The organism is Alkalihalophilus sp. As8PL, from assembly GCF_040939795.1.
GTDB classification, from domain to species: domain Bacteria; phylum Bacillota; class Bacilli; order Bacillales; family Bacillaceae_D; genus Alkalihalophilus; species Alkalihalophilus lindianensis.
This window is the reverse complement of the sequence record NZ_CP162551.1, coordinates 2,609,761-2,623,322: the sequence shown is the minus strand read 5'-3', so window position 1 is coordinate 2,623,322 and position 13,562 is coordinate 2,609,761. Positions and strand designations below refer to the sequence as shown.

Sequence of the window (13,562 nt, the reverse complement as noted above, 5' to 3'; positions counted from 1 at the left end):
TTTCGCGAATATGCTATGCCAAAGCCTGAATGTCATAAATGAGAGAGGTAAATCATGATTCAGATATCGGGGGTACCTTTTCAGTCCAGTCAAGCTTGGCCAGTTGGAAGTATCGAGCGCACAATTGTTGATAGGATGATGAACTCCTCTTCTTCATTCGAATATCGATCAATGAACGAGCAACAATTTGAACTTGAATTACGAAGAAGTATCATTCGAAGTGCGAGACTGCTTAACCAGAGCAATGCCGCATTTGAAGTTTTTGAACGTTCTCGTAGTAATCCAGTATTTTGGTACACAACGAGATATGGTGGGTTTCAATTAAGACCCGGGGTGAGACCTTCTATAGCAATCGATGACATTTACAGAAATAGTCACCTTTATGGGTTCGAATGTGCAACTGCTATGATCATTGTCTATTATTATGCCGTCTTACAAGTCATTGGCGCTGCAAAGTTTGATCAATTGTTTCCCGAACTCTATTTATATAGCTGGAATTTTGACCCTGACCTCGCTCTTAACACGGGATTCACCAATCAGTTTATACCTGGAGATGTGGTCTATTTTAATAATCCACAGTTTAACCCCCAAACCCCTGAGTGGCGTGGTGTAAATGCTGTTGTGCTTGAAGATGGAACTTATTACGGGCACGGGATGGGAATTATGCGAGCTGAGCAGATGATTGCTAGTCTAAATGAATCGAGAGCCCCGTGGTCTACTCAACCTGCTTATTTAACCAATATGGTTACAAGACCAGGTTTTACGTACTTAGCTAATGTATCTCTACAACGCAACTCACGTCCTGATAAACTAAAATATATAGTGATTGAACATAATGAAAGCTCGATTTCATTTGACCGCTATGTTTATTATTTAAATAACTCCCACCTTTTTGAGGAAAACCCTTAAGGTGGGGTTTTTAATCTGGAAAGTATTTAGAACTTGAATCGATCTTTATAATTTTCTGTTGTGAACTTCACTAGCTGCTCTCACACCTGACTCAACTGCACCCTCAATCCACGCATGAAAGGCAGAAGTATGTTCACCAGCAAAATGAATACGTTGCTCTGGAGACTTAATAATCTCTGGATATGAATATGCTTGGTAGGGTCCATATAAAGAAAAACATCCGCCTGAAAAACGACTTTGTCCCCAACTATAAGAAGCTCCACTCATATATGTCTCAAAAACTTGATCGCCATGGACTTGTGCAAGATATTTTAATGCTTGTTCTTGGCGTTCCTCTTCAGATAGCGCCTCCCATAGCCTAGCATTCTCTCCCCACGTATAACTTGCCAATAGAACGCCAGGACCAGGTTCTCCCATTCTTCGGCTCGGATAATAGGTAAATTGCGTCGGTAAATCAGTAATTAATTTACCGCCCAACATCCCATCCTCCTCCCAAAACTTCTCTTTAAATTCCATCCCTATTTTCACCGAGGACACGTAGGGAAGAGTACGAATCGTCTTCCATTTGGAGAAGCTAATAGAGCTATAAGGTTCAACATCAATAAATTGAAAGACTGAAAAAGGGATCGTGGTAATAACAAGATCCCCACGAAAGCTTTGATGGGAGTTATTCGCTTCCGTTAACACCTCAACCCCTGACTGTTGTTGATGAATTTGTTTGACGATATGTCCTAAATAAATACTCTCTTTTAGATAAGGCATAAATGCTAGTGGCAGTTGGTCATTCCCCCCCTTTATATCGTAGAACTCGATATTCTCACCAAAAACAGTATTTACGATATTTAAAAGGGTATCGATGAAAGATAAAGAAGGAAAGCCTTCTATGCCTAATAAAACCTGTACCTTATTAATAGCACTAGCTGATATCGAGTTACTTAGGGGATTATCTCTTAAAAAAGTTGTCATTGAATATCTATCAAAATTTTTTCTTAACAGTGCTTGTTGTGGTTCAGAAGCATTACTATATAACTCCACAAAGGCTTGAACGGCCTGTTGTAATAGCTCATCTGCCGTTTTACCTTCTTCTTCTGAGGTTAATGGGAAGCCTAAAATCGATGGGTCCTTTTCATATTGATACCTTCTTTTTAATTGACCGTTTACATAAAGGAGGTCATTGGGTGTGCTCGTAATAAACGGGTTTAATGGTAAGTTGAATTTCTTTATAAACTCTAATGTTAGTTTATGGTGATTGGGGATTCGCATCGCACCAGCTTCAACATAGTGATCAGAAGAAAAAGGTTGGCGCATCGTATGAATTCTTCCGCCTACCCTCGAGTTTCCTTCAAGAATTGTAACGGAGTGACCCGCTTTCTTTAGTAAGTATCCCGCAACAAGTCCTGCCATTCCTGCCCCAAGGATTAGAATTTTTTTAGGCTCCAAACTTCTCGGTAAGCCTTGCTGAATCAATTTCAGTTTATCCACTGATTCTGAACTTTGGGTTGCATGTGAAATGACTCTACTATAGCTCATTAGCTCCCCCCTTATGTATATAAATCATGCGGGTACTCCCAAATAACATCCGCCCACTCACGTTTAAGCTCAACCCAAAAACCGGACAGCTTTTTTTATGCTGCCCGGTCATCTTCATCCTCTTCTTCATTTTCAGTTGCCCAATAATACATTTTAGGAATATGAATCAATCTGACGTACTCTTGAAGTAAAGATCCCCCAACAAACGCCACCATTTGTAGATCGATTCCTTTTAACATGATAACACGCTCCCTTTTGGGCAGTTTATGATCATGAATGATTGTCTTATAACTAGATCGCTCGCTAATTTTTATAAAAATACTCCCCTGCTTGTATCATCCCTCTCCTCGCCGGTGGCTTCTCTAAGCTATCCATAGGTGTATACTTCACAGGCTCTGGTGGTTCTTCTAACAGCTCCCAAGCTTCCTCGAAATGACCTTTTTTAAATGCTTTTATCACGTCTTCAAGATCAAGGCGATCGACTATTTGAACGCCAGTTGCACTTGCTAATTTCATACAAGGTTCTGAGATTCTTTCTGCTGTTGTAATAATCAAGGCTCTATCTGCACTGTAATAGGTTTTTGCGGTATATACTTCTTGAACAGCAGATAAACCCATCTTATCCCGGTATCGCTTCGCCTGAACGACCGTTCTAATGCCTTCTTGGTCCTCAAATACTAGATCTGCGCCGTAATCTCGACTTTTCTTCGTTTGATATACATGATCGTAATCAAGCGCTGAGATTAACACGTATAAGTAATCTTCAAATTCATGACCGTCCATTTTATCGATATCACGCAAAGTGACCTTTGCTAAATCAAACCTTCTTCTTCTCCAGAGCTTCCATCTAATCCAGCCTAATAGTCCAATAATAATAATAAGAATGCCTATCCAGACAATTGGTGAACTAAAAGAAAACGAATCAACCATTCGTCTTCACACCTTTCCTTTTACCTGCCCTTATCTTACGGAATAATCATTAGAGATGCAAACGTTTGTTTCGGTTTTTCCATTACTAAAAACTACTAGGGGTAAGGTAGATATTTTAATAAAAAATGCTTTAAGGAATTTTTTACATATTACTTAGTAAAAAGTGGAATAGTAAAAAAGATTTCCTAAAGAAAGGACGGAGATTTATGCAAAAAAGAAACCCTGATTCTCCAACTAAAAAGAAACGATACCCTTTTCTTCCTACCCTCTTATTTGTGATTACATTTTATCTCGTTCAGCTGTATCAATACAATTTAACAGCGTTTTTTATTGTCTTAGGGCTTCTCGGGTCGATCCCTCTTTCTTGGTATGGGTGGAAACAGCTACGTATTGCTGAACAACGTATATCTTCAGCTCGCGAAATCGAAGGAATGAACCATCATCAATTTAAATTATTATTAATTCCATTGTTTCAAAAACAGGGCTATTCCGTCACCAGAATTAAGCATTCAAATGATCAAGGAGTCCATCTTATTGTTCGTAAACGAGGAACAAAAGCAATCGTCCATGCCAAACTAAGCCAAACGGAAGTTCAAGCAAAAGTAGTTCGTGAGTTAAATCATTTAAAAGATCAATACAAGGCGAATCAAGTCATCGTCGTGACAAACCATCAATTTACAAAAGAAGCTCAACAGTACGCTACTGCAAGTAAAACTATTTTAATGGATTATGATACTTTAGATGCCATGATCCAAGTATTCATGAAAAAGAAAAAACACCATCGCTTTATCGAAAGAGTACGATCAGCTTGGTTAGATTAACCTCCTTCTATAAAAAAGTAGAACAATAACCCTAAAGAGCAGAAAGCACTCCCTGCACTTTAGGGTTATTATCTGTCTAAAAACACAGAGGACAATAGCTATGTCATCCGAACTACAAATCTAGACTATAAGTGTTCTCAACCTACAAAAAATAACTAAATTTTTATAATTGATTGATTTTTCTGCTAATGAATTATACCCTACTATATATGTAAGGGTTTTCAAAATAGAGAAATAAGAAGGAGGAAAACATGGACACAACAAAAAACAGATGGTTAATTGCCCTATCTGCTATTGCAATTCACCTTTCAATTGGCGGTGCTTACGCATATAGCGTATACACCTATCCAATTAGTGAATCGATGGGATGGTCAGCTACAGAGGTGACGATTGCCTTTACGATTATGATGGCTCTTGCAGGTACATCTGCTGCTTTCTTCGGAAAATTTGTGGAGAGAAGTGGACCAAGAAAGTCTGCCATAGTAGCAGCAATATTATTTGGTATAGGACAAGCTGGTTCGGGAGTTGCTATTATGGTTGAGTCTCTTCCGCTCTTTTTATTAACATACGGGGTAGCTAGTGGATTAGGCCTTGGTATTGGTTACATATCACCTGTCTCAACTCTCGTCAAATGGTTCCCTGATAGAAGAGGCTTAGCTACAGGAATGGCGGTACTCGGTTTTGGAACTGGAGCACTTATAACGGCACCAGTTGCAGCAAACTTAATGAGTACTATCGGGATTTCGACTACGTTCTTCTTACTTGGAGCTTGCTATTTTGTTTTCATGATCATGGGTGCAGCATATATCGCACCACCTCCAGAAGGTTGGATGCCAGCTTCAATGAAACGAAATATTGCTTCTGGTAAAAAAGTCATTAAAAAGGATTTACAGCAATTAACCTCCAAGGAAGCAGTCAAGACAAAACGCTTTTGGATGCTATGGACCATGATGCTCATTAACACAACTGCTGGAATTATGATGATCTCTGTGGCTTCTCCAATGGCCCAAGAAGTGGTTGGTTTATCTGCCGCCGCTGCTGCAACGATGGTGGGAATAATGGGGATTTTCAATGGTGGCGGTCGCTTAGGCTGGGCAGCGATCTCAGACTATATTGGTCGACCGAATGTATTCATCATATTCTTCTCCATCCAGATAGTAGCCTTTTTAACACTACCTTTTATCACGAGTATACTCGTGTTTCAATTACTTATTTTACTTGTTGTTAGTTGTTATGGTGGTGGCTTCTCTAATCTTCCTGCATTTGTTGGAGACTTATTCGGTACGAAACAACTTGGTGCGATCCACGGTTACCTTTTAACGACTTGGTCGCTCGGTGGTGTATTTGGACCGATGATCGTTTCACAAATTAGAGAAAGAACCGATAGTTATATCCCTGTATTTTACGTGTTCTCTGCTTTAATTATTTTAGCGTTTATCGTTTCCATTATGATGAAGCTAGATATAAGAAAGAGCGAACAAGATTTAAAGCAAAGGGAGCAGCAACAAGTGGTATCTTAGTCTTTTTTTTACACCTCCGTAAGACTGACTAGTCAGTCCAGACTCTTGTTTACAAAAAAGTAAGTCTTGCTATGAGACTCCCTCACAGCAAGACTTTTTTATCTTTCTCTTGTTTTTAGATCACAAATGAATGACGACCATCACTCTATTCTTTAACGTAGGTAATCTTTACTCCACGATCAATTTCTTTTGCACAAAATTTTATAGAAAGCCATGCTATAAGTAGCATTAAGGTAAAACAGAGTGTTATCCCCACTAAAGAAATCAAAATAGGAGCTCTAGCTTTAAACTCAATGACCCATTGAATCATTCCTATAAAAAAACCCGGATTGGTTTCTTCGAGTAAGAAGCTAAGGTCATTGACCGGTAACAAGGTGAGTGCGAATGGGATTGCTTGTATGAGAACATATCCTAATGCTACGAATAACAAAATAAATGAAGTTCCCGTTTCGAGACGGTTTTGTGGATTTTTAGGATTGAACTTAGCACCTATAGCGCCAAAATAAAGCCCAATTGCACTAGAACCTAATCCAATCATTCCGATAAGGAACCAGCCTGCTATGGTGTGAAACGGTGACCAGCCAAAAATAAATCCACTGATAATCTGTAAGAAGCCAATAAATCCAAATAAAATCACCCAATGAATCCAAAGCTTCCCGATTGCTACCGTCCATCCTTTAACCGGCAATACCCGTAAAAGGTCGATTGAAGTACCTTCTCTAGCAACAGACCCTGATGTGAATGTACTGGTCATAAAGGAAAACAAACCTAGAGCAATCGCTTGAATCGAAAACCAGGATAAGGCTGGTATTGTTTGAATAAATTCATAGCTACCATCACGTATCATAATAGAGAAAATCGGAAAGAACATAAAGAATGCCATTGGAATCAGCATCGTCCATTCCCTCATATCCCTCTTAATAGTCCGCCATTCTTTCAATCCAATTTCAATGACTGGCTTTCTTACTTTAAAGGATATGGCTGTGCTCTTTTTCTTCTTTTTTGAGCTTCCTTCATTCATCTGAATCCAGCCCGTTCGAAATCCTCTATCGACTAATGTAGACGATAGACACAGAATAAATATAGTCGTAATAAAAAGCAGTCCCAATAATAAGAAGGTCATACCTGTGATTGACCTAGAAATGATATGTGCTAAGCTTTCACCCGCCCAATGAACAGGAAGCCATCTTGGTAGCTCAGGGAATTGTTGAAGAGCATGATCATTACCACGCCCCATCAAAGTCGGGAGCTGAAAGAGTAAATAACCTAATACACCTGCAAAAGCAGTAATGACGGTCATTAATTCTTTCGCACGATGAGATGGAACAATTTGAATAAGGAGTAAATTTATCATATAAGCGAGACCAAGACCTATTAATACAAGCGAAAGTGCTACTAAATAAGCAATTGGGTAATAGAGAAAGGGAGCATTGGCCCCAAGTCCGAACATCGTCAGCAAAGCAAGGGACGCAAGAAAAATGGCACCCGGGATGCCTAGAAATATTTGAGTAAACTTTGCCCAGTAAACGTGAGTTGATTTTAACGGCATCGTAAAAAGCATCGCTAAGTCGTCATCCCCATATAACTTTGTAAAAACTTGCGGGATCGCAAATAAAATAAGAAAAGCTAATAAGGACAAAAAGCTAAGCCCGAGTATATCGCTTATAAGTTCTACTTGGAGTGTGCTTGCCATAGAGAAAGCTATTCCACAAAACATTAGAATAACAAAACCGATTGCGACCGTTGAGACAATAAGGGTTGTCTTCGCTTTGTCTGAGGAATGTTTAAAGCTATTACGATTCATTTTCCAAAACCAGCGAATCAAATTCCACGTCATCTTTTCACCTCAGATGAAGGAGAATCTCCCATTTCTCTCACCAGCGCCTGCGCTTCGGTGTCCCCTGTTAGCTCTAAAAATAGATCTTCAAGACTGGAATCCGCGCTCCCCTTTTGCTCTCTAAGATCATCAACAGTTCCTACAGTTAAAAGGTCTCCATTTTTAATAATGCCTACTCGATCACACATCTGTTCGGCGATCTCAAGAATATGCGTCGACATAAACACCGTCATCCCATTCTTGCACAGTGCTTGAAGTAAATTTTTCATTGTCTTAGCTCCTTGTGGATCAAGCCCTACCGTTGGTTCATCCAAAAATAATACATCTGGTTGATGCAAGAGTGCTGCACACAGACTAAGCTTTTGTTTCATTCCATGTGAGTAAGTTTCAATAAGTTCATCTAACCGCTGATCAAGTTGAAACATGGAAACATATTGTGTACTTCTTTCTTCAAATTCTTGTTCAGAAATTTGATAAATACTAGCTGTAAATTGTAAAAACTCTTGGCCTGTTAATTTTGGATACAACTTAGGTTGATCTGGTACATAAGCAATCTGTTTTTTAGCCTCTAGGGGACTTGTCCACATATTAATACCAGAAATAAGCACTGTGCCGTCCGTTGGTTCTAGTAAGCCCGTCATCATTTTAATCGTGGTCGTCTTCCCCGAACCATTAGGACCGAGAAAACAAAATAACTCCCCTTTTTTCACTTCTAAATTAAATGGTTTAACCGCCTTAGTTGTCCCATATTCTTTCGATATTTGGTTAAGTTTAATTCGAACATCCGTCAACATGGCTCCCCCTTTATCTTTTTTCTATGTATGTTTGTTTATAAATATAATAAGGTGAACAACCACTAAGTGATTATTCACCTTTTCATCCTAACATAATATGGGATTTTATTCAGTTTTCAAATAATGCCTAAAACTGTTCTTGAAATGTTTAAAGTAGCATGGTGCAATCTCATTAATTGATTAACTAGATCTAGATAAATCGCGCTGCTTGTTGGGTTATATTCATTTTGCTGTAAAAGAGTATTAAAGTGATCAAATCTGAAGTCTCTTTCCTTTTCATTTAATGCCCCTTGTTCTCTCATTAATTTACGAACAAGCTGATTGTTACCCTCCTCACAAGCGACAATTGCTTGCTGCAAAGTCTCTATAATCGTAGGGATAAATTGCTTTAAACGCTCAGCATCTTCTTTTACTAATTCAATCTGTTGAGATTTGAGCTTTTCAATATTTGCAGATATCTGTAAGACAATATCACCAATTTGCTCTAAGTCATTTAACATATAGAGGAGCTTTACCTCTTGATCTGACTGATCTTTAGAAAGATCTTGTTGAGCAACCTTTAAGAGGTATTGCTGGATAATCATATAAGCTTGATCGATATATTGTTCTCGCCTTTCTATTTCTTGGTGAGTAATCCCTCGTTCAATAATGGCGGGGATTGGAGCGACCATTTCAGCTTGAATAAAACGTGATAACTTCAATACTTCTCGCTCTGTTTGAATTAACGCTTCATCAGGTATCGGTAAATATTGCTCACTAATATGAACAACTTGCTCTTTTTCCTTGTTAGGAAGGAATTGATTCATAGCCTTCGCTAAAAAGAAAAGAAAAGGAAGCCAACATATAGCTAAAAAGAGATTAAAGGTTGTATGGAAATTTGCAATCTGCCTTTCTGAGCCTCCAGGTATATGGTTACTGATAACTGGAAAAACCATAAGGACTACTCCTACAACTATAACAATCGATAGTTTCATTACTAGGTAAGCAAGAGCTACCTTTCTCCCTTCACGTGAAACGGAGAAGCTTGCCACTAATACAGGCACAGTTGCTCCTAAATTAGCTCCGAGTACAAGCCAGATGACTTCTTCATATCCCATTGCTCCAGCTGAATAAAAGGAAATTCCTACTATAATCATCGCTACACTACTGTGGAGCGCTGCCGTCAGGAGAACACTCACCAAAAAAAGCAATAGGGGTTGATTCGAAAGATATAACAATAATTCGGTAACAATTGGCTCATTTGTTAAAGGGAGAACAGCTTGAGATAAATAAGAAATGCCAAACAACACCATACCGAATCCGAGCAGCATTTCTCCAGCAGGTTTAACACGATCAGTCGAAACAAACACAAGTAAAATCACACCTAAGAAAATAAACACAGGAGAAAATTGGCTAATATTAAAGGCTAAAATTTGTACAGTAATCGTAGTCCCGATGGCTGAACCTAATATTACCCCTAAAGCTTGAACAAAGGTAATAATGGAGTGACTAACCAATCCTACTGCAATAATCGACATGACCGTACTACTTTGTAAGAAAAAGGTAAAAAACAACCCAACAACTAAAGCTTGTATTCTATTTTTAACGAGCCTTCCCATTTGAAGACGCAGTTTATTGATAGCCGCCTTTTGCAACCCTTTACTTAAACGACTCATTCCATATAAAAAAAGGCCAAGCCCCCCAAGGAAGCTGAGTAGGCTTTGTGTCATGATCATGTGGAATTCCTGCTTATCGAGGAGTGACAGTCTTTTAAGTAATGACGATAATCTTTCGCTGCGTTTGATACATGATCAGCCATCCGTTCAAAAAAACGGCTCATTAATATTAACTTCCCACCACTATCGGCAGCGAGTTGATCCATACCTAGGGAGTCTGTAATGAGTTTAAACGATTTCCTGTTTAATTGATTAACTTCTGCATCTTCTTCATATATCCATTTCAATGCAGAGCGGTCTTCTTCTTTAATTCCTCTTATTAATGCTTCTAGCATTTGTCCTACATTTTTCATGAACTGAGCGTATGATTGTGAGACCATTTCCGGAACTTCTTCTACAGGAGCAATTACAATAATATTTATAATATGATCGCCAACTCGCTCTAAATCCCTTGCTATTTTTGAAAATAAAAACAAGCCCTTTACTTGCTTTAACGCAAGTTGTTCATAAGATAACAGCTCTAGTACCTTTTTTTGTATCACCTTGTTAATTGTATTAATGTCTCGTTCAGCATGGAGGGTTCCTTCTTTATCAAAAGTAGCATGTAGTACGATTGATTTAGATCCAAGTTGAAGCATTTGATGACTTAGTTCCACCATTAAGAGAAGCCTCTCTTTTAATTCATTCATTTCTCTATCAAGAAAGTTGGTCCGTGTTAACATCCGTATCCCCCCTTCACTTAAAATCCAACCCCCACAACTACTTATACCTTTTACGTTTATTTGTTTTATAATAGTTCATCCTATGTCTGCTACTATTCATTTAGTACAGCTTTCTTCTAGCCATGGGGTTGTCCTTTTACTATTTAAACAAACGTTTAATTAACACCCATAGTTGTAAGAACTACCCATACTACTACCACTATTTTATTCTTTTCTATTTTCGTTATTTGCTATATGATAAGATTAAAATATACATGAGGAGCCCTAGATTATGGATGCAGAATTAAAGACTTTTGGGATACGGTTAACGACTAACAAGTATGAGCTTTCAAAAGAAATCACGAAGCACCAAGAAGATAGCTATAAAAAAAGTCTGACACAGGCTGCCGATCCACCTGAACTAATTGAATTAAGGGCGCAATTGTTGGAGGCGCTTGGTCAATTTTTATCTTCTGACAATAAGGAGACTCCACATCAGAAAATAAGAGACTGGGCCCACTATACGGGTGAGCGAGCAAGCCATGGAGGAATCGATTTAGACCAAGCTTTGAAGCAAATAACTGTCTATCGTACAGTTATTTGGGGAGAGTGCACAAAGGAACTTGAAGAAAAGCATTTATCAGCTAGTACTATCCTTCAACTTAGAAAAACACTAGACCCCATCTTGGATGAGATCTGTTATATTTTCAGCCATGTATACGTGGAATACAATAAACAAGTAATCGAAAAAGCACAGGCAAAAATGCAAGAGCTGTCCGTGCCAGTGGTAACGATTTCAAAGGACATCGCTATTCTTCCTTTAATAGGTGAATTAGATGCTACACGCTCAAAATTATTAATGGAAATAGCCCTTCAACGTAGTATTGAAACAAAAATTAATCATTTAATTATTGATCTATCTGGTGTACCAATTGTGGATACAATGGTCGCCAATAACTTGTATCAAGTTATTTCATCACTTAAATTAATTGGTGTAGAAGCCACTCTAACCGGAATTAGACCTGAGATTGCTCAAACACTTGTCCAGTTAGGGATTCGATTTGAAGATATCCGAACTCGCGCAAGCTTACAGCAAACTCTTTCTGAGATCGGTCTTTAACGTATTAAGAAAAAAGCAAGATCTAGCCACCTAGATCTTGCTTTTTTTAATCCGTTTTTTTACTTTTAAGAACCTGGTACCGTTTAGAATGACACATCATTTAAATATTCATTTGATATTAGCTTAAATGTCTAAACCGCTATATTATCCTTTTGAAAATTATTATTCCAATATAAAAAACCACATCTATTGATAGATGTGGTTTCGGTTGAATATTAATTACATTTCGTCATCTTGTGAATGTTCGATATCTAGCTCAGTACCATCATCAAACATGATTGTTAGTTCTAAAGAGTCATAGTTTGGATCTAAACCAAATCCTTCTACAACAGCGTCAATAATTTCTTCTTCACTCATAGAACTATCTAGTTCCAGTTGCTCAAAAGTACCTTCTAGTTCAGTGTAAGCTTCGTCACCTTCTAGTTGCGTGTCGTTCACTGAATCATCAATCTCGGCTGTTACTTCATCTGTATCATGCTCATAATTAACATCGTAGTTATCGCCCATCTCATCATAGTTTACACTTAATTCAAATGAACTGAAACCAAATGCAGTCGTTGCGGGCTCTTCGTCTTCAAACATTTCATCTGTATCTTCGCCCATGTCATCGTCAGTGTCAGTGTCATCATCCATCATGTTATCATCTTCAGTGTCATCACCCATTGCACTATCTTCTTCAGTCGTAGCATCCTCTGGTGCCGGTTCGTCTACCTCTGTGTCTGTGTTACAAGCTCCTAGTACGATTGTTGATGCGATAAATGCTCCAGCTAAAATTGTTTTTGTTTTTTTCATAGTAATTGTGCCTCCTAATATTTTTGGTGTACTTATTGGATAACCGTTAATCAGCATCCTCAAACATTATTTTTAAAAAATAATTATGTGAGTTTGTTAGAAAATATGTGAAAATCACGAATAATCAAATTTCAACCTTAAATTAAAAAGTAGAGCGCTCTTCGCTTAGATCATTCGTTTCTTCTTTTGAATCCTCTTTACCAACTGGCATAATATTCCCAATAACTTCTTTCGTTTCAGGTGTACCTAATTCGTAGAGAGCTTCATATAAGACTCGAATTTCTTTTTGAGTATGATCCTTCTCATTATCTGCAGCTCTTTCTTGGAAAGGTCGCTCAAAAATTTGTTGTGGCTCAAAGTCTTGATCACTAATTGATTCTAGTAATGCGTGTATCTTATCTTTCTCTTTCGGTGTTGCGTAAATTTCATATTGAATCAAGTTATCTGGTGTTTCTGTTTTGGTAATACTCAACACCGGCTGATCGACTGATACAAAATATCGTTCACGTTCCATTAAAAATTCACTCCTTTAATTGATTGTCTATTTATCTACTTACCCTGATCAACTTGTAACTACACATAAAAAATAAACCAAGCTTCGATAGCCTGGTCTACTTTTCTTCACTAGTGGAACGATCTTTTGTCTTTTCCTTATTTCGTTCCTCTTCCTCTTCATTTTTGATTTCATCTAATGGTAAGTCATCCACTGGCATGACCGTTTGGTCACGCTCTTTTTGTTTTTCCTTATCTTCTTTAAAAGCTTTTGACTTTGAATTACGTTCTCTTAGTACTTGATCTTTTTCTTTGTTATTCAAGGTAATCCCTCCTCTTAATATAACTGGTGATTCCCTCGACTAATTTATATTAAACATACCGAAAAGTGATCTTAACAAAATATTTTTAAAATAATCTGAAAACACACTTGCGTTATCACACACTGTTATAGTACAATG

General features: G+C 38.0%; 14 protein-coding genes. 4 read left to right on the top strand and 10 right to left on the bottom strand.

Annotated elements, in window-relative coordinates; translation table 11 throughout:
- Nucleotides 1-54: 54 nt before the first annotated feature.
- Nucleotides 55-909: a protein-glutamine gamma-glutamyltransferase gene (locus AB3N04_RS14740; protein ID WP_368503464.1), complete on the top strand. Its 855-nt coding sequence runs from the start codon at nt 55-57 to the stop codon at nt 907-909.
- Between the two features lie 45 nt (nt 910-954).
- On the opposite strand, the gene AB3N04_RS14735 is transcribed toward AB3N04_RS14740, so the two are convergent.
- The 3 genes from AB3N04_RS14735 to AB3N04_RS14725 form a co-directional block, all read right to left on the bottom strand.
- Complete coding sequence (locus AB3N04_RS14735; protein ID WP_368503462.1) at nt 955-2,439, bottom strand: flavin monoamine oxidase family protein; 1,485 nt, start codon at nt 2,437-2,439, stop codon at nt 955-957.
- A 95-nt stretch (nt 2,440-2,534) separates the two neighbouring features.
- Nucleotides 2,535-2,678 (bottom strand): hypothetical protein, encoded by a 144-nt coding sequence (locus tag AB3N04_RS14730; RefSeq protein WP_368503461.1) that lies wholly within the window; start codon nt 2,676-2,678, stop codon nt 2,535-2,537.
- A gap of 64 nt (nt 2,679-2,742) precedes the next feature.
- Nucleotides 2,743-3,369 (bottom strand): restriction endonuclease, encoded by a 627-nt coding sequence (locus tag AB3N04_RS14725; protein ID WP_368503460.1) that lies wholly within the window; start codon nt 3,367-3,369, stop codon nt 2,743-2,745.
- A gap of 206 nt (nt 3,370-3,575) precedes the next feature.
- Here AB3N04_RS14725 and AB3N04_RS14720 point away from each other — a divergent pair, with 206 nt between their 5' ends.
- A complete protein-coding gene (locus AB3N04_RS14720; RefSeq protein ID WP_368503459.1) occupies nt 3,576-4,190 on the top strand; it encodes a restriction endonuclease in 615 nt (204 codons plus the stop codon).
- Between the two features lie 251 nt (nt 4,191-4,441).
- The gene (locus AB3N04_RS14715) at nt 4,442-5,710 is read left to right on the top strand and encodes an OFA family MFS transporter (protein ID WP_368503458.1); all 1,269 of its coding nucleotides are present in this window, start codon (nt 4,442-4,444) and stop codon (nt 5,708-5,710) included.
- Nucleotides 5,711-5,855: 145 nt separating this feature from the next.
- On the opposite strand, the gene AB3N04_RS14710 is transcribed toward AB3N04_RS14715, so the two are convergent.
- The 4 genes from AB3N04_RS14710 to AB3N04_RS14695 all read right to left on the bottom strand — a co-directional run bounded on the left by AB3N04_RS14710 (nt 5,856) and on the right by AB3N04_RS14695 (nt 10,718).
- A complete protein-coding gene (locus tag AB3N04_RS14710; protein WP_368503457.1) occupies nt 5,856-7,547 on the bottom strand; it encodes a hypothetical protein in 1,692 nt (563 codons plus the stop codon).
- Nucleotides 7,544-8,341, bottom strand: coding sequence for an ABC transporter ATP-binding protein (locus AB3N04_RS14705; RefSeq protein WP_368503456.1), 798 nt, complete (start codon nt 8,339-8,341; stop codon nt 7,544-7,546). The genes AB3N04_RS14710 and AB3N04_RS14705 overlap by 4 nt, the downstream gene beginning before the upstream one ends.
- A 116-nt stretch (nt 8,342-8,457) precedes the next feature.
- The gene (locus AB3N04_RS14700) at nt 8,458-10,056 is read right to left on the bottom strand and encodes a Na/Pi cotransporter family protein (RefSeq protein WP_368503455.1); all 1,599 of its coding nucleotides are present in this window, start codon (nt 10,054-10,056) and stop codon (nt 8,458-8,460) included.
- Complete coding sequence (locus AB3N04_RS14695) at nt 10,053-10,718, bottom strand: phosphate uptake regulator PhoU (RefSeq protein WP_368503454.1); 666 nt, start codon at nt 10,716-10,718, stop codon at nt 10,053-10,055. The genes AB3N04_RS14700 and AB3N04_RS14695 overlap by 4 nt, the downstream gene beginning before the upstream one ends.
- A gap of 271 nt (nt 10,719-10,989) precedes the next feature.
- Between AB3N04_RS14695 and AB3N04_RS14690 the strand changes: the two genes are divergently transcribed.
- Nucleotides 10,990-11,817 carry an STAS domain-containing protein gene (locus AB3N04_RS14690; protein ID WP_368503453.1) on the top strand — a complete coding sequence of 276 codons (828 nt, stop codon included), beginning with the start codon at nt 10,990-10,992 and terminating at the stop codon, nt 11,815-11,817.
- A gap of 219 nt (nt 11,818-12,036) precedes the next feature.
- On the opposite strand, the gene AB3N04_RS14685 is transcribed toward AB3N04_RS14690, so the two are convergent.
- The 3 genes from AB3N04_RS14685 to AB3N04_RS14675 form a co-directional block, all read right to left on the bottom strand.
- Complete coding sequence (locus tag AB3N04_RS14685; RefSeq protein ID WP_368503452.1) at nt 12,037-12,609, bottom strand: YusW family protein; 573 nt, start codon at nt 12,607-12,609, stop codon at nt 12,037-12,039.
- Between the two features lie 142 nt (nt 12,610-12,751).
- On the bottom strand, nt 12,752-13,123 hold the full coding sequence (locus AB3N04_RS14680; protein WP_368503451.1) for a hypothetical protein: 372 nt from the start codon (nt 13,121-13,123) through the stop codon (nt 12,752-12,754).
- 97 nt (nt 13,124-13,220) lie between these two features.
- On the bottom strand, nt 13,221-13,424 hold the full coding sequence (locus tag AB3N04_RS14675) for a hypothetical protein (protein ID WP_047973524.1): 204 nt from the start codon (nt 13,422-13,424) through the stop codon (nt 13,221-13,223).
- Nucleotides 13,425-13,562 lie beyond the last annotated feature (138 nt).